This is a genomic window from Amycolatopsis sacchari, from assembly GCF_900114035.1.
GTDB classification, from domain to species: Bacteria; Actinomycetota; Actinomycetes; order Mycobacteriales; family Pseudonocardiaceae; genus Amycolatopsis_E; species Amycolatopsis_E sacchari.
In genome coordinates this window covers 312,851-328,832 of the sequence record NZ_FORP01000006.1, presented here as the reverse complement: position 1 = coordinate 328,832, position 15,982 = coordinate 312,851, and the positions used below count along the sequence as shown (strand labels likewise).

At 72.5% G+C, this 15,982-nt stretch carries 15 protein-coding genes; 6 read left to right on the top strand and 9 right to left on the bottom strand.

Translation table 11 applies throughout. The annotated features are described in order from the left end of the window. Positions 1-91 precede the first annotated feature (91 nt). The gene (locus BMZ92_RS13740) at positions 92-907 is read left to right on the top strand and encodes an NAD(P)-dependent oxidoreductase (RefSeq protein WP_091506961.1); all 816 of its coding nucleotides are present in this window, start codon (positions 92-94) and stop codon (positions 905-907) included. On the opposite strand, the gene BMZ92_RS13735 is transcribed toward BMZ92_RS13740, so the two are convergent. The 4 genes from BMZ92_RS13735 to BMZ92_RS13720 all read right to left on the bottom strand — a co-directional run bounded on the left by BMZ92_RS13735 (position 829) and on the right by BMZ92_RS13720 (position 8,223). Next, the gene (locus tag BMZ92_RS13735) at positions 829-1,983 is read right to left on the bottom strand and encodes a GAF domain-containing sensor histidine kinase (RefSeq protein ID WP_091506960.1); all 1,155 of its coding nucleotides are present in this window, start codon (positions 1,981-1,983) and stop codon (positions 829-831) included. The genes BMZ92_RS13740 and BMZ92_RS13735 overlap by 79 nt on opposite strands. An 8-nt stretch (positions 1,984-1,991) precedes the next feature. Beyond that, positions 1,992-5,585, bottom strand: coding sequence for a thiol reductant ABC exporter subunit CydD (gene cydD / locus BMZ92_RS13730; protein ID WP_091506958.1), 3,594 nt, complete (start codon positions 5,583-5,585; stop codon positions 1,992-1,994). 41 nt (positions 5,586-5,626) lie between these two features. Continuing rightward, positions 5,627-6,634, bottom strand: coding sequence for a cytochrome d ubiquinol oxidase subunit II (gene cydB, locus BMZ92_RS13725; protein ID WP_091506955.1), 1,008 nt, complete (start codon positions 6,632-6,634; stop codon positions 5,627-5,629). A 62-nt stretch (positions 6,635-6,696) separates the two neighbouring features. After that, on the bottom strand, positions 6,697-8,223 hold the full coding sequence (locus tag BMZ92_RS13720) for a cytochrome ubiquinol oxidase subunit I (RefSeq protein ID WP_091506952.1): 1,527 nt from the start codon (positions 8,221-8,223) through the stop codon (positions 6,697-6,699). A gap of 224 nt (positions 8,224-8,447) precedes the next feature. On the opposite strand from BMZ92_RS13720, the gene BMZ92_RS13715 reads away from it, so the two are divergent. Next, on the top strand, positions 8,448-9,047 hold the full coding sequence (locus BMZ92_RS13715; protein ID WP_177228676.1) for a TMEM165/GDT1 family protein: 600 nt from the start codon (positions 8,448-8,450) through the stop codon (positions 9,045-9,047). Here the strand turns inward: BMZ92_RS13715 and BMZ92_RS13710 are convergent. Both BMZ92_RS13710 and BMZ92_RS13705 read right to left on the bottom strand, forming a co-directional pair. Beyond that, positions 9,044-9,673, bottom strand: coding sequence for an IclR family transcriptional regulator (locus BMZ92_RS13710; RefSeq protein ID WP_091506950.1), 630 nt, complete (start codon positions 9,671-9,673; stop codon positions 9,044-9,046). The two genes, BMZ92_RS13715 and BMZ92_RS13710, sit on opposite strands and share 4 nt — an antisense overlap. After that, on the bottom strand, positions 9,670-10,524 hold the full coding sequence (locus BMZ92_RS13705) for a hypothetical protein (RefSeq protein WP_281245170.1): 855 nt from the start codon (positions 10,522-10,524) through the stop codon (positions 9,670-9,672). The genes BMZ92_RS13710 and BMZ92_RS13705 overlap by 4 nt, the downstream gene beginning before the upstream one ends. Positions 10,525-10,708: 184 nt before the next feature. On the opposite strand from BMZ92_RS13705, the gene BMZ92_RS13700 reads away from it, so the two are divergent. After that, positions 10,709-11,482, top strand: coding sequence for a DUF2470 domain-containing protein (locus BMZ92_RS13700; protein ID WP_091506947.1), 774 nt, complete (start codon positions 10,709-10,711; stop codon positions 11,480-11,482). On the opposite strand, the gene BMZ92_RS13695 is transcribed toward BMZ92_RS13700, so the two are convergent. Further along, positions 11,470-11,940, bottom strand: coding sequence for a PPOX class F420-dependent oxidoreductase (locus BMZ92_RS13695; protein ID WP_091506946.1), 471 nt, complete (start codon positions 11,938-11,940; stop codon positions 11,470-11,472). The genes BMZ92_RS13700 and BMZ92_RS13695 overlap by 13 nt on opposite strands. On the opposite strand from BMZ92_RS13695, the gene BMZ92_RS13690 reads away from it, so the two are divergent. The 3 genes from BMZ92_RS13690 (at position 11,939) to BMZ92_RS13680 (ending at position 14,608) form a co-directional block, all read left to right on the top strand. Further along, a complete protein-coding gene (locus BMZ92_RS13690) occupies positions 11,939-12,754 on the top strand; it encodes a CPBP family intramembrane glutamic endopeptidase (protein WP_091506943.1) in 816 nt (271 codons plus the stop codon). The two genes, BMZ92_RS13695 and BMZ92_RS13690, sit on opposite strands and share 2 nt — an antisense overlap. 10 nt (positions 12,755-12,764) lie before the next feature. After that, entirely contained in the window at positions 12,765-13,967 is a 1,203-nt protein-coding gene (locus tag BMZ92_RS13685; RefSeq protein ID WP_091506940.1) for an arginine deiminase, read from the top strand. A 92-nt stretch (positions 13,968-14,059) separates the two neighbouring features. Continuing rightward, on the top strand, positions 14,060-14,608 hold the full coding sequence (locus tag BMZ92_RS13680) for a ferritin (RefSeq protein ID WP_091506937.1): 549 nt from the start codon (positions 14,060-14,062) through the stop codon (positions 14,606-14,608). Between the two features lie 6 nt (positions 14,609-14,614). On the opposite strand, the gene BMZ92_RS13675 is transcribed toward BMZ92_RS13680, so the two are convergent. Further along, positions 14,615-15,442 carry a hypothetical protein gene (locus BMZ92_RS13675; protein ID WP_091506934.1) on the bottom strand — a complete coding sequence of 276 codons (828 nt, stop codon included), beginning with the start codon at positions 15,440-15,442 and terminating at the stop codon, positions 14,615-14,617. Beyond that, entirely contained in the window at positions 15,439-15,933 is a 495-nt protein-coding gene (locus BMZ92_RS13670; RefSeq protein WP_091506931.1) for a SigE family RNA polymerase sigma factor, read from the bottom strand. The genes BMZ92_RS13675 and BMZ92_RS13670 overlap by 4 nt, the downstream gene beginning before the upstream one ends. Between the last annotated feature and the right edge of the window lie 49 nt (positions 15,934-15,982).

The window sequence follows — 15,982 nt, the reverse complement described above, 5'->3', positions numbered from 1 at the left end:
GTTCCCCACTCCTCGCCGACGATTGTTGACAATATTGTCGCAGCTCTCGTCTAATCGGATCGTAGTGCCTGACCACCCCGAGGAGCCCGCTATGTCCGGAACGCCAGTCACGATCGCCGTCCTCGGACTCGGGGAGGCCGGCGGCGCGCTGGCACGGGACCTCGTCGCCGCGGGTGCGGTCGTCCGAGGGTACGACCCGGCCGTCGCGGCCACCGACGGCGTCGTCGGCACGTCGTCCGAGGCCGAGGCCGCCGAGGGCGCCGACCTCGTGCTCAGCGTGAACAGCGCCTCCGCCGCCGTCGACGCGCTGCGTGCCGGACTGCCGAGGACGACCGGGATCTGGGCCGACCTCAACACCGGCTCCCCCGGGCTCAAGCGGCAGCTGGCCGGGATCGCCGGGGAGGTGCCGTTCACCGACATCGCGATCATGGCGCCCGTGCCCGGGCGCGGGTTGAAGGTGCCGATGCTCGCCAGCGGCCCGGCGGCGGAGCGGACCGCGGAAATCCTCACGTCGCTGGGCGCGTCGGTCGACGTGCTGCCGGGCGAAGCGGGGCTGGCCGCGGAACGGAAACTGTTGCGCAGCGTGTTCTTCAAGGGCATGTCGGCGGCCGTGGTCGAGGCGCTCGAAGCGGCACGGGCGGCGGGCCTGGAGGACTGGCTGCGGGAGATCATCGTCACCGAGCTGACCAACGCCGACAAGTCCACTGTGGACCGCCTGGTGACCGGTTCGTACAAGCACGCCAAGCGCCGCACCGACGAAATGTCGGCCGCGGCCGACATGCTCGGCGAACTGGGCGTGCCCGCGAACGTCGCCGCGGCGGCCCGCGATCAGCTCGCGCGCTTGTCCGGCTCCAGCGGCAGGTCGAACGCCACCAGCGTGCCCAGGCTCGGCGAGGAGTTGAGGTAGAACTTCCCGCCCGCGCTCTCCGCTCGCTCGGCGAGGTGCCGCAGCCCGCGCGTCGCGACACCCTGCGGCACGCCGGAACCGTTGTCCCGCACGCGAAGCCGCACCTCGTGCGCGTCGCGGTGCAGGGTCACGCGCGTTTCGCTCGCGCCGGAATGACGGACCACATTGGACAGTGCCTCGCGCAGCGCGGCGCGGATGTGGTCGGCCCGCTCGGCGGGGATGTCGGCGAACTCGCCGGACAGCTCCAGCGTGGGCGGGTAGCCGAGCAGCTCCTCGGCGATGCGCACCTCGTCGCGGGCGGACTCGGCGAGGTCCGTGCGCGGCGACTGCTCGGGTTCCGGCGCGGGCGAGCGCAGGCTGCGCACCGTGCCCCGGATCTCCTCGATGGTCTGGTCCAGCTGGTCGATCGCCTCGCCCAGCCGCGCGGCGTCCGTGCCCGCGAACCGCTTCCGCATCCGCCGCCGCACGCGGTCCAGCTGCATACCGGCGGCGTACAACCGCTGCACGATGACGTCGTGCAGCTCGCGCGCGATCCGCTCGCGCTCCTGGTACAGCGTCACGCGGTGCCGCGCCGTCGCGCCCTCCGCGAGCGCCAGCACCACGCCGACCTGGCCCGCGAACGCCGTCAGCACCTCGACCGTGCCGGGTGAGAAGGCCTCGCTGCCACGCTTCCGGTACACCACGAGCGAACCGAGCACCCGGCCGCCGGCACCGAACGGCGCCGCCGCGAAGGGGCCGTAGTCCCGCAGCTCACCGGGCACGTGCGGAGCGGTGCGCGGGTCGACGGTGAAGTCCTCGGTCACCACCGTCTCGCCGCCGCGCGCGACCTGGCCCGCCACGGAATCGGCGGGCAGCAGCAGCCCGCGCAGGTCCTTCGGGTGCGAGCCGTACGCGGCCTCGACCGAGACGCCGCCGTCCTCCGCCCGCACCATGACGAGCCCGAGGTCGGCCTTGGCCAGCTCCGCGGCCTTCTGCACGACGGAGGCGAGCACGGCCTCCGGCTCGTCGCCGGACAACGCGGCGGTGGTGATCTCGGTGGCCGCGGACAGTGCGTGGGCGGCAAGCGTCGGTTCCATGAGCGAGGTCAAGAGTAGACGCCTTCCGGTACCCGTGCCGTCACGTGACCGTCCCGCACCTCCAGCACGAGGTCGGCGTCGGCGGCTTCCCCGGGGTGGTGCGTGACCTGGACGACGGTGCGGTCGGCGAGTGCCTCGCGCAGGTTCGCGCGCAGCTCGCGGGCGGTCGCCTCGTCCAGGTGGGCGGTCGGCTCGTCGAGCAGCACCAGGCGTGCGGCGGGAGCCGCCACGAGGGCGCGGGCGAGCGCTAGCCGCTGCGCCTGTCCACCGGAGAGGCCGCTGCCCCCGCTGGTGAGCACCGTGTCGAGGGCCAGCTCGGGCAGGCACGCCACGCGCAGGGCTTCGGTGAGGCGCGCGTCGTCGGCGTGGGGGTCGGCGAGGCGCAGGTTCTCCGCGACCGTGGTCGACACCAGTTGCGGGTCCTGCGGCGCCCACGCGACCTCGGCGGGGACGACCGCGCTGCCCCGCACCGGCCGCAGGAAGCCGAGCAGCGCCGCCAGCAGCGTCGACTTCCCCGCGCCCGACTCCCCGACCACCGCGATGCGCGTGCCCGCCGGGATCTCGAGGTCCACGCCCCGCAGGACGGGAGCGCCGCCGGGCCAGGCGAAGTCGGCATCGCGCAGGACGACGTGGTCGCCGTGCTCGGGCGTTTCGGCGGGCGGGACGTCGAGGTCCAGCCGCGTGCGAGCGTCCCGCAGCGTGTCCCAGTGCTGGGCGACGGGCGGCAGCAGCGCGAGCACCTCGCCGAGGGCGAGCGGCACGAGCGCGACGACCGGAACCAGCGCGGCGTCGATGCGGCCGACCGCGAGACCGGTGCTGACGGTCGCCGCGAGGCCGGTAAGCAGCACGATGAGCCCGTCCGCGGCGCCGGCGCCGAACGCCTGCCGGCGCGCCTGGCGGACCAGTTCGGTGTCGGTGGCGGCGAGGTCGTCGCGCCGGGCGCGGTAGCGGTCGAAGGCGAGCAGCTCGGCCGCGCTTTCGAACAGCGCCAGCACTTTCGCGGTGACGGCGCGCCGCCCGTCGGCGAGTGCCGCGGTGGCGCGGCGGGCGAGGTGCAGTGCCAGCAGCGGTGCCCCGATCGCGCCCAGCAGCACGGCGACGGCGAGCACCAGCCCGGCCGCGGGCAGGACGGCGGTCTGCACCACGACGGCGGCGACCAGCACGGTCCCCGCGACCAGGGGCGGCGTGAGGACCCGGGGCAGGAGGTCGCGGACGGTGTCGACGTCGGCGACCAGCCGTCGCTGGCTTTCGCCGTGCCGCAGGCTGTGGGCCGGGCCGAGCCGCACGAGCTTTCGCCACAGGTCCACGCGCAACCGCCCGGCGATCCGGAACGCGGCGTCGTGCGTGGTCAGGCGTTCCGCGTAGCGCAGCCCCGCGCGGGCAAGCCCGAACGCCCGAACCCCCACGACGGCGACGGTCAGTGTCAGGATCGGCGGCTGCTCCGCGGCCTTCGCGATGAGCCAGCCCGAGGTGGCGGTCAGGGCGAGCCCCGCGAGGAGCGCCAGCGCGCCGAGCCCGGCACCGCCCGCGAACCGCCGGTCGACGAGGCCGCGCAGGCTTCCGCGCGGGGCGCCGTGTGGCGATCGCCTGCTGACGGGGCCGCTCAGGCTCCGGCTCTCGCCCGCCAGCCGGTTCGAGGCGGGCCCACGGCCGCGTCGGCTCCCGGCACCGGCCGACAGTCGAGTCACGAGCCCGCGCCCGCCCCGGCTCCCGGTCCCGCTCGCCAAGCGCCTCCCGAGCAGGCTGCGCAGGCTCCAGCTCTCGGCACCGCCCGCCGACCGCCTGCCGACCGGCGCGCGCAGGCTCCGGTTCCCGGCCGCCAGCCGACTCCCGGAGAGGCCGCGGCCGCTTCGGCTCTCGGCATCGTCCGTCAGCCGACTCCCGACGGGCGCGTGCACGCTCCCGGGCGCCTCGGCCGCGGGCACGACCACCTTCGCGTGCCCTTGCGCCGCAACGGCTTCCGGTCGTTCGTGCGCGGCGATGACGATCGCGGCGCCGCGGCGGCGCGCGGTTTCGATCGCGGACAGGACGCGGGCGGCGTTGGCGGCGTCGAGGTGTGCGGTGGGTTCGTCGAACAGCAGCAGCCAGGCGTCCGGCCGCGCGAGGGCCCGCGCGACCGCGACCCGCTGCCGCTGCCCGAGCGAGAGCTGGTCGAGCCGCGCGGACTCCAAACCCGCGAGGTTCAACGAGTCGAGCAGTCCGGCCAGCAGCTCCTCGGGCTCCCCGGCCGACTTCCCGAGCGCTCCGGCCAGCTCCTCGGGCGCCTCGCTCAGCGGCTCCTCCGGCAACCCGGGAAGCCGCTCGGGTGCTCCGGCCCACTTCCCGAGCGCTCCGGCCAGCTCCTCGCCCACCGTCTCGCTCGTGAACACCGGGTTCTGGGGCACCCACGCCACCCGTTGTCTGAATGTTGACATCTGGATGTTCGGGAGGTCGACATCCGAGATGGTGACATGACCCGCCGCGGGCCGGACGAAGCCGAGGAGTGCGGCCAGCGTCGTCGACTTCCCGGCACCGCTTGGCGAGCGCAGCCACGTGATCTCGCCGGGGCGGACGGTGAACGACTCGCCGTCCGGCGCGAAGCCGTTGCGCCGCAGAACCTTCAGCCCTTCGACGCGGATCTCCCCGGGCTCCGGCACGACGGTGCCTTCGGGGAGCACCGGCTGCGCGAGCACGTCCGCCACCCGGCGCACCGCCTCGACGCCGTCCTCGCTGGCGTGGAACGCGGCACCGACCGTGCGCAGCGGCTGGTAGCACTCGGGCGCGAGGATCAGCACGCCCAGCCCGATCGTGAGCGAGAGGTCGCCGCCCACGAGCCGGACCCCGATGAGCACCGCGACGAGCGCGACCGACAGCGTCGCCGCGAGTTCCAGCACGAAGGCCGACGAGAACGCGACCCGCAGCGTGCCCACCGTGGCGCGGCGGTGCCGGTCGGAGACCAGGCGGACCGTCTCCGCCTGCGCCTCCGCACGGCGGAAGGCCGCCAGCACCGGCAACGCACGCACGAGTTCCAGCAGCTGCCCCGAAAGACGGTGCAGGGCGTCGGTCGCGGCGGCCGAGCGCTCGGCGGTGTACTTGCCGACGAGGATCGCGAACGCCGGCAGCAGCGGCACGGTCAGCGCGATGATCACGGCGGAGGGCCAGTCGGCGAACAGGATCGCCGCGCCCGCGCCCAGCGGGACCACCGCCGCCGTCACGAGCGCGGGCAGGTATTCGGTGAAGTACGCGTCGAGCGCGTCCAGGCCACGCGTCGCCAGTGCGGTCAGCTCGGCGGGGCCGCGGCCCGCGATCTCCTCCGGGCCGAGGCGCATCGCGTGGTCGACGACCTTCGCACGCAGTTCCTCCTTCGCTCCGGCGGCCGCCCGCGCCGCGACCATACGCAGCCCCCACGCGACCAGCGCACGCGCGGCGACCACACCCAACAACACGAACAGCAGGCCGACGTGCCGCCCGGCGACGACCGACGCGAGCAGGAACGCCTGCGCCACCAGTGCGGCGGCGTTGAGCAGGGAGAGCACGGCGGCAAGGGCGAGCGCCCGGCGCGCGGCCGCGGACAAGGCCGGCAGCGCGCCGAGCGGTCCCTTTCCCCGTCGCACTGCGTCCATTGTGGACGCTTTGGCGGGAAGGGTGGTGCGACCGGGAAAGCTCATGGGGTGTGCACCGGCGGGATGTGCGCTGTGCTGATCCGCTTGCGGAACACCCAGTACGTCCAGCCCTGGTAGACGAGCACCGCGGGCGCGCCGAACGCCCCGATCCACGTCATCACCTCCAGTGTGTACGGGCTCGACGAGGCGTTGTGGATGGTGAGCGAGTTCGCCGCGTCCACTGTGGACGGAAGGACGTCCGGGTACAGCGCCCCGAACAACGTCACCACGGCGGCCGCGATCGTGACCCCGAGCGCCGCGAACGCCTGCCCGTCACGGTCGACGACCAGCCTCCGCCACGCCGTCACCGCGCCGGCCACGGCGATCACCAACGGCACCAGCGTCCACAGCGCGCCCTCGCGCAGTTGCACGACCACCAGCAGCAGCACCAGCGGCGCGAGCGCGACCGGCAGCATCCGCACGGCCAGCAGCCGCGCGCGTTCCCGCAGCTCACCGCTCGTCTTGAGGGCCAGGAACGCGGCCCCGTGCACGAGCGAGAACCCGACCACGGCCAGCGCGCCGAGCAGCGTGTCCCACCGGACCGCCTCGAACGCCGAGCCCACGCGGTTGCCGTGCGGGTCGAGCGGCAGCCCGAGCACCGTCGTGGTGAGCAGCAGGCCCACGCCGAGCGGCGGGATCCACGAGCCGAGCACGATCACGCGGTCCCAGTTGCGCCGCCAGCGCTCCGAGTCGACCTTGCCCCGGTACTCGAACGCCACCCCGCGCCCGATGAGCGCGAGCAGCACGAGCAGCAGCGGCAGGTAGGCGCCGGAGAACAGCGACGCGTACCAGCCGGGGAAGGCGGCGAACGTCGCACCGGCGGCGACGATCAGCCACACCTCGTTGCCGTCCCACACCGGGCCGATCGTGTTGATCAGCACGCGCCGCTCGGTGTTGTCGCGGCCGAGAACCGGCAGGAGCATCCCCACGCCGAAGTCGAACCCTTCAAGGAACAGGTAGCCCAGCCAGAAGAGCACGATGACGCAGAACCACAGGGTTTCCAGGCTCATCGCGTCTCCTCCTCACAGTTGTCCACAGGCTTGTGCACAGATATCCCTAGTTGTCCACAGGTTCAGTAGGCGAAGGACAGCGACTCGGTCTTCGGTTGGCCGTCCTTCGGCGGCAGCACGCCCTCGACCCCGCCCCGCACGTACTTGCGCATCAGGAACACCTCGACCACCCCGAGCACGGCGTACAACGAGGTCAGCGCGAGGAGCGACGTCCACACCTCGCCGGTGGACAGGTTCGACACGGCCTGCGCGGTGAACATCCACACCCCGTCCACCCCCGACGGGTTCGGCACCACGACGAACGGCTGGCGGCCCATCTCGGTGAAGATCCAGCCGGCGCTGTTGCCGATGAACGGGGTCGCGATGCCCAGCAGCGCGAGCCGTGGGAACCACTTCGAGTCGGGGATGCGGCCCTTGCGGTGTGCCAGCGGCGCGAAGCGCCTCCGTCGGGGGTGGCGGTCGGGCGAGGGGCTGGCCCACAGGGCCAGCACGCCGATCCCCGCCGAGATCGCCCCGAAGCCGATCATGATCCGGAAGCCCCAGTACGTGACCGGCAGGCTCGGCGTGTAGTCGATCGGCTTGCCCGCCAGCTCGCCCAGCGCCGGGTCGTCGGGGTAGTTCGTCCCGTACTTCGCCTGGTACTGCCCGACCAGGTCCTCCACGCCCTTGACCTCGGTCTTGAAGTCGCTGTGCGCGAGGAACGACAGCAGCGCGGGCACGTTGAACGTCTTGACGTCCTCGCAGTTCTGCTTCGACACGTCGCCGATCGCGATGATCGAGAAGCTCGCCGGCTGCTCGGTGTGGCACAGCGCCTCGGCCGAGGCCATCTTCATCGGCTGCTGCTCGAACATGAGCTTGCCCTGCGTGTCGCCGGTGATCGCCAGCGCGGCGAAGGCCACCACGCCGACCCACCCGCCGAGCCGCAACGACGTCCGCCACACCGAGCGGTGCTCGTCGTCGCCGTTCCGCTTGCGCCACAGGTGCCAGGCCGCGACGCCCACGATGAACGCGGCGGCCACCGAGAACGCCCCGGCGATCGTGTGCGGGATCGCGGCGAGCGCCGTGTTGTTCGTCAGCACCGCCCAGATCGAGTTCATCCTCGGCCTGCCGTCGACGAAGTCCACGCCGACCGGGTGCTGCATCCAGGAGTTCGCGGCGAGGATGAAGTACGCCGACGCGATGGTGGCCAGCGAGAACGCCCACGCGCAGGCCAGGTGGACCCGCTTCGACAGCCGGTCCCAGCCGAAGATCCACAACCCGAGGAACGTCGACTCGACGAAGAACGCGACCAGGCCCTCCATCGCCAGCGGCGCGCCGAACACGTCCCCGACGAAGCGCGAGTACGCGTTCCAGTTCATCCCGAACTGGAACTCCTGCACGATGCCGGTCACGACGCCCATCGCGAAGTTGACCAGCAGGAGCTTCCCCCAGAACTTGGTCATCTTGTAGTACCGCTCGTGCCCGGTCCTGACCCAGGCCGTCTGCATGCCTGCGACGAGCACCGAGAGCCCGATCGTCAGCGGAACCATGAGGAAGTGGTAGACGGTCGTGATCCCGAACTGCCACCTCGCCAGCTGGAGCACATCCACGCTGTCCAGCCTGCCCGCGCGCGGGGGCCGCCATCAGGTCCCGGGGTCCTGATCTTGGCGGGACCTAGGTCCCGGTCGGGCGGCGCGGCACGCGACAAAATTATTTTCGGCGTACCGAAGAAAAAGTTTGGCGAGCACTTCCGGGGCAATTCGCGATTCCGATCTGCTGGCCTTTTCCCCGCTTTCCCCTTTATCGTTGCAGTGAAAGGGGTGCAGTAACCGACATGAGTACCGCGCTGCTGGCGCTCGTCAGCACGTTCGCACTGGTCCTGGCCGTGGAGCTACCCGACAAAACGCTGGTGGCGACCCTCGTGCTGACCACCCGGTTCCGGGCGTGGCCCGTGTTCGCCGGGGTTTCCGTCGCATTCGCGGTGCAGTGCGTCATCGCCGTGTTGTTCGGGCACGTGCTGACCCTGCTGCCGGAAAACGCGGTGGCGGGGGTGGTGGCCGCGTTGTTCGGCCTCGGCGCGTTCATGTTGCTGCGCGAAGGGTTCTCACGGCGTGGGGAAGGCGACGAGGACGCCGTCCGCTCGGGCCCCGCCCCCGCGACGTTCCTCCGGTCGGCCATGACCTCGTTCGGCGTGCTGTTCGCGGCCGAGTGGGGCGACGCCTCCCAGCTCGCCACCGCCGGCCTGACCGCCCGCTACGGGCAGCCCGTCGCGGTCGCCATCGGTGCCTTCGCCGCACTGGTCGCGGTGGCCGGGCTCGCCGTGCTCCTCGGCAGCAAGATCCGCAGCCGCATCCGCCCGCACCTGCTGCAGCGGGGCGCCGGGTTCGTGTTCGCCGCCCTCGCGCTCGTCGCGCTCTGGCAGGCGGTGGCCTAACGCAACGCGGCGGCCAGTCCGGCGGCCGCCTCCACCACCTGCGGCCCGACGGTGTCCGCCTTCACCGGCCCCAGTGCCAGCACCCCCACGCTCGCCCGCAGCCCCGGCACCCCGCGCACAGGGGCCGCCAGCCCGGTCACCCCGCGCTGGACGTCGCCGCTGGACACGGCCCAGCCACGGCCGCCCTGCCGCAACCCCAGCGCCTTGCCGGCCGCGCCCGCGCCGACGGGGTGGCGGGTGCCCACCCGGTAGGCGACGTGCACGGTGGTCGAGGACGGCTCCGCGACGGCGACCACCTCCATCTGGTCGCCCTCCGCGAGCGACACGTGCGCCGTCGCGCCGGTCCGTTCGGCCAGCGCCCGCAGCACCGGCCGCGCCACCTCGCGCAGCTGCGGCACCACCTGCTCGGCCAGCCGCAGCACGGCGACCCCCAACCGCACCTTGTTGCCGTCCCGCCGCACGAGGCCGCGGTCACCGAGCGGCACCAGCAGCCGGTACACGGCCGCCCGGCTCGCGCCGATGGTGTCCGCCAGCTCGGAGATGGTCGCCGCCTCGTCGCCGGCGTCGGCGACCGCCTGCAGCAGGGCGAGGCCGCGCTCCAGGGTCAGCGACCCTTCGGCCGTCACAGCAGCCCGAGCGCCTCGAGGTCGGCGATCGGCTCGACGAACGTCGCGGAGGCGTACGACGCGAACAGCGCCCGCACCGCCTTCGCTGCCGGTTCGGACAACCCGCGGGCCTCGTCGGCCAGCTGCTGCCCGTCGGTCGAGGACAGCGCGCCCCGGACGTCCCCGCCGGACAGGCTGCGCGCGACCGCCACCAGCAGGTTGAGGAAGCCGTGGTGCGCGATGCCCGTCTCCGGGTCCTCGTGCCGCACCGCGCGGTGCAGGCTGTTGGTGGCCTTGAACGACGCGCCGGGCGCGCCGCTCAGCACGGCCAGGAAGTCGGCCACCTCGTCCACGCTGGGGAAGTTCTCGCTCGACACGCCACCGCAGCGGATCTTCGGCCAGCTGCCGTGCTCGATCACCTTGCGCACGCCGTCGAGCCAGCCCACGCCCCGGCGCGGCTCGACCACGCGGATCACGTCCTCCGGCACGAACTCCGACACCCGCTCCAGCCACACCTCGTCCACATCGGACGGTGCGGGCATCTCGACCATGCGCAGGGACAGCAGCTCGCTGCGGGACTCGACGATGGAGATCGCCTTCGGCACGCCGCCGAGCCCGGTGTCGATGATCAGCGACAGCGGCAGCGGCTCCTTCGGCTTCACCTTGATCAGCTCGGTGATCAGCTCCGGCAGGCGCGAGGCCTGGCACAGGAACACGCCGAGCATGCCCGCGCGCTCACCCGCCCTCGCGTCGAAGTGCGCCCGCAGCGCTTCCGGCATGGTCGCGGTCCCCGGGGGGAACAGCGCCGAGTCGTCGACGAGCCGCGCGAACAGGGGAGGGATTCCGCGAGGGCCGGGGGGCGTGAGTTCCACAGCGCTTGACACAAGGGACACGCTAGTAGCGTACGACAGCCGGACAAACGGGTCCGCAGGGCGGACATCGCCCTGACCGCGCCGTGCTCCGCGCGCGACATCCCCGTTACCCCGGATGGGCCAACGAGATCACTTCCCCTTTTCCCCAAGGCAGGTTAGGCTCACCTAACTAGGAGGTGGCCTCGTGACCCAGACTTCCCTTCGCCGTCCGCCCGCACCGGCGCCCGCCGAGCGGGCCAAGACGATCGCGACCCGCGACTGCCCCGGCACCCTGGTGCCGACCGCGCAGAGCGGCGAGCGGGTCGTGCCCGTGCTGCACCACGTGCACGCAGGCGGCAGCGTCAGCATCGTGCTGCCCGACGAGCACCCGCTGCTCGCCCGCGCCGCCGACGCCGAGGTCGCGGTGATGTTCGAGCTGGCCGACCACGCCCCCGTCGACCTGCGGGAACCGGTCCGCGGCCTGGTGTGGATCACCGGCTGGCTGCGGCCGCTCGGGGACGCCGCGGCCCGTGCCCGGGTGGTGGCCATCGCCGAGACGCGCCCGGACCCGCGGCTGCTGGACGTCGGGCACGGCGCGAGCCTCCTGCGGCTGACCCCGGCGTCGATCGTGCTCGCCGACGCCGAGGGCACCCACTCGCTGCGGCCGCACATGTTCAGCGCGGCCTCGCCGGACCCGTTCGCGCACTACGAGACCCAGTGGCTGCGGCACCTGGAGACCGAGCACGCGGACGTGGTCGAGCAGCTCGCCCGGCACGTGCCGGAGGAGCTGCGGGGCGGCCGCATCCGGCCGCTGGGGCTGGACCGGTTCGGCCTGCGGTTGCGCGTCGAGGCGGACTCCGGCGACCACGACGTCCGCCTCGCGTTCTCGCGCCCCGTCACCGACCCGGCCCAGCTCTCCGGTGAGATCCGCCGCCTGCTCGGCTGTCCCTTCCTCGCGGGGCAGCGTCAGAGCGACTGAGCGACCTCGGCGGGAAACCCTCCAGTGGCGATGGGACCCCAACGCTCGATCGTCACGCGGATCAGGCTCTTGCCCTGCTTCCGCATGGCCTCGCGGTACTCGTCCCAGTCCGGGTGCTCCCCGGAGATGCAACGGAAGTACTCGACGAGCGGTTCCACCGCGTCCGGCATGTCGATCACCTCGGCGGTGCCGTCGAACTGCACCCACGCGCCGTTCCAGTCGTCGGAGAGCACGCACGCCGAGACGGCCGGGTTGCGCCGGATGTTCACGGTCTTCGCGCGCTTCGGGTAGGTCGAGACGACAAAACGGCCGTCCGTGTCGATGCCCGCGGTGACGGGCGAGAGCTGGGGCGTGCCGTCCGCCCGGGTGGTCATGAGGATCGCGCGGTGCCGCGGGCGCAGGAACTCCAGGAGTTCTTCACGCCCCACGCGGTCCGCCGTCGCTATTTTCGGTGCCATGAGCACCGAAGGTAGCGTCGCCCGCGACTGGCTGCGCCCGGAGCGCCCGGACCGGCCCGCGATCGTGGACGACGCGGCCGAGCGCCGCCGCATCAAGGCCGAACTGCTGATCGTCTTCGGCATCACGCTCGGTCTGTCCGGCGCCCGCAGCCTGTTGTCGCTGCTGGACTCGCTGCTGCAGCCGACCCCGCTGAACGAACAGCACGTCGCGCTCAACGCACCCCAGGCCGCGCTCAACCTCATCGACCTGCTGGCGCAGCTGCTGGGCGTCGTGCAGCTCGTCGGCTGGGGGGCGCTGGGCGGCTACCTCCTCGTGCGCGCGGGGCTCCGGCTCACGTCGGTGGGCCTCGGCTGGCGCGGGCGGGACGCGCTGTGGGGCGCCGGGCTCGCCGCGCTGATCGGCATCCCCGGCCTGGTGCTGTACTTCGTCGGCTGGAAGCTCGGCTTCAACCTCGCCGTCGCCCCGTCCACGCTCGGCGACACGTGGTGGCGGCCGGTCGTGCTCGCGCTCTCGGCGTTCGGCAACGCCTTCGCCGAGGAGATGCTGGTGATCGGCTACCTGCTGACCCGGCTGCGGCAGCTGGGGTTCCGGGAGAACAGCGCGGTGCTGGCGGCCGCCGTGCTGCGCGGTTCCTACCACCTCTACCAGGGCTTCGGCGGGTTCGTCGGCAACCTCGTGATGGGGCTGGTGTTCGGCCGGGTGTGGCAGCGGACGAACCGGCTGTGGCCGTTGATCGTCGCGCACACGCTGCTCGACGTGGTGTCGTTCGTGGGTTACTCGTTGCTGAAGGGGCACGTGTCCTTCCTGCCGTAGGGTGCGGAGCATGACTGAACCCAGGGTGGACAGCGAGGTCGGGCCACTCCGCACCGTTCTCCTGCACCGGCCGGGCAACGAGCTCAAAAGGCTCACCCCGCGCAACAACGACCAGCTGCTGTTCGACTCGATCCCGTGGGTGGACCGCGCGCAGCAGGAGCACGACGCCTTCGCCGAGGTCCTGCGCGGCCGCGGGGTCGAGGTGCTGCTGCTGGTGGAGGTGCTGAAGGAGGCGCTGGAGGACGACCGCGCCCACGCGGCCGGGGTCGGCGCCGCCGTCGACGAGCTGCGCCTGGGCCGCACCCTGGCCGACTCCCTGCGCTCGTACCTGTCCGGTGTGGACGCCACCACGCTCGCCGAGGTGCTCACGGGCGGGCTGACGTTCGAGGAGCTGCCCGCCGCCGAGGGCGCGTCGCTGGTGCGGAAGATGCACCACCCACACGACTTCGCGGTCGACCCGCTGCCGAACCTGCTGTTCACGCGGGACTCGTCGGTGTGGATCGCCGACCGCGTCGCGATCTCGTCGCTGGCCATGCCTGCCCGGCGCCGCGAGACGATGCTGCTGGACCTCGTCTACGCCTACCACCCGCGGTTCCGGCACGCCGCCCGCGCGTACGGCGCCCACTCCGCCCCCGTCGAGGGCGGTGACGTCATGCTGCTCGCTCCCGGCGTGCTGGCCGTCGGCGTCGGCGAGCGCACCACCGCGGCCGGTGCCGAGTCGCTGGCGCGGTCGGTGTTCGCCGACGACCTCGCGCACACCGTGCTCGCGGTGCCCATCCAGCAGGAACGCGCGACCATGCACCTGGACACCGTGTGCACGATGGTCGACCGGGACGCGGTGGTGATGTACCCGCTGGCCCGTGACTCCCTCGTCGCGTTCACGATGCGGCCCGGCGACGACGGCTCCCTGTCGGTCAGCGGCCCGGAACCGTTCCTGCACGCCGCCGCCGAGGCCATGGGCATCGAGAAGCTGCGGGTGATCGACACCGGCCTCGACCCCGTGACGGCGGAGCGCGAGCAGTGGGACGACGGGAACAACACGCTGGCTCTCGCGCCCGGCGTCGTGGTCGGCTACGAGCGCAACGTCGAGACCAACGCCCGCCTGGAAGAGGCCGGGATCGAGGTGCTGGCGATCGCCGGCTCGGAGCTGGGTTCCGGCCGGGGCGGCCCGCGCTGCATGTCCTGCCCGGTGGTGCGCGAGCCCCTGGGATAAGGAAAGCCTCACCTGAAACAATTGAGGAAAGGCTAACCAAAATAGGTTTGCCTTTATCGGAGAAGTGTTTTTCCGGCCCTTATTATGGGTGCATGGCCATCCTCAGGAAAGAACCGCGTTCGAAGTTCTACGAACTGCTCCAGCAGCAGGTGCGGCACGAGTTCACCGCGTCGCAGCAGTACGTCGCGCTCGCGGTGTGGTTCGACAACGCCGACCTGCCCCAGCTGGCGAAGTTCTTCTACCGCCAGTCGCTCGAGGAGCGCAACCACGCGCTCGCCATCACGCAGTACCTGATGGACACCGATTCCTACGCCGGAATTCCGGGCACCGGCGAGATCCGCAACGACTTCACCGAAGCGGTGGAGCTGGTGGAACTCGCACTCGAGCAGGAGAAGAGCGTCACCGCCGATTTCCGCGCGCTGATGAAGGCGGCCCGCGACGAGGACGACTACCAGGGCGAGCAGTTCCTGCAGTGGTTCCTCAAGGAGCAGGTCGAGGAGGAGGCGACGATGAGCACGCTGCTCAACGTCGTGCGCCGCGCGAACGGCAACCTGTTCGAGGTCGAGACCTACCTCGCCCGCGAAGGTCTGGGCGACGGCGGCTCCGCCGATCTGCCCCCGGTGGCCGGCGGGGCGCTGTAGCCCGTATCAGCAGGTCGCGGGACCCACGAGGAGCAGAGCCGCCACGCGGTCCCGGTCGTCCAGGAGGAACACGTAGTTGCTCGACGGGCCGGCCGGGACCGTGTACCCGTTCGCCGTCTCGACCAGCTTCGGGTAGGCGGCCTCCAGGTCGTCCTTGTCCGAGCCGAGCCCGATCCTCTCGGGGGTGCGCGCGCCGCTCGCCTCGAAGCCCACGATGCCGCGGGTGTCGGAGATGGTCACCGTGCGGATGCCCGCGGCGCCCTCGGCGAGCGCGTACGTGCCGCACGGCTCCGGCGGAGCGGCCGTCCTCTCCAGCATCCCCGTCCGGACGGCCACGTCGAACGGCATGCCGAGCGCGAGCTTGCCGTAGCCCTCGGGGCCCAGGACGGGCGCGGTGAGCGTCTGCACGGACTGGCTGCGCGGGACGGACGTGCTCGCGGGCGAGGACACCGACGAGGTCCGGCCGGGCGACTCGAGCGCCGTCGAGCCGGACGCCGTGCCCGGCTCCCGCCCCGCGACGGAGCTGCCGGGCTCCACGACGCTGGGCGACGGCGAGTCCGCGGACGGGAACGCCGAACCGCTCGACGTCGGCTGCCGCACCGGGGCCGCGGTGTCGGTGTGGGGTGCGCGCACCTGGCCCAGCACCAGGCCGAGTGCGACCAGCACCACGGCCGTGAGCGCCCCGCCGGTCGCGGTCAGCGCCCGGCGCCGGGCCCGGACGCGGCGGGCGCCGGCGAGGATCGTGGCCGGCGCGTCGTCCCGCGGGCGCACGTCGAGCCGCTCGTCGGCGAACAGGCGGCGCAGCTCGGCGTCCAGCTCGTCCTCGTCGGTCAACGCACTTCCCTCCCGCCTGCGATCCGGCCGCGCAGGTTCGCGATCGCCTTGCTGGCCTGGCTCTTCACCGTGCCCTGGCTGATCCCGAGCGTCTGCGCGATCTCCACCTCGGACAGTCCTTCGTAGTAACGCAGCACGATGACGGCACGTTGCCTCGGCGGCAACTCGCGCAGCGCCTGCCACAGCGGTTCGTGCTCGAACGGGTCGGCCGGGGGCTCCACGCGCCCGTCGGGGACGTCCGCGACCAGGTTCTCCTTCCTGGTCCGCCGCCAGCGGCTGACGTGCGCGTTCGCCATCGAACGGCGGACGTAGGCGAGCGGGTCGCCGGTCTTGCGCTGGACGTGGGTCCACCGCGAGCCGATCTTCTCCAGCACGGTCTGCACGAGGTCGGCCGCGTCGTGGGGGTTGCCGGTGAGGGCGTGCCCGTACCGCAGGAGCCCGGACAGGTGGGTGCGCACGAACTCCTCGAAGTCCGTGAGCTGACCCGTCATCGGCGGCTTCCTCCCCACCGGCGCTGGCGACCCGGGACAGTCACCGTAA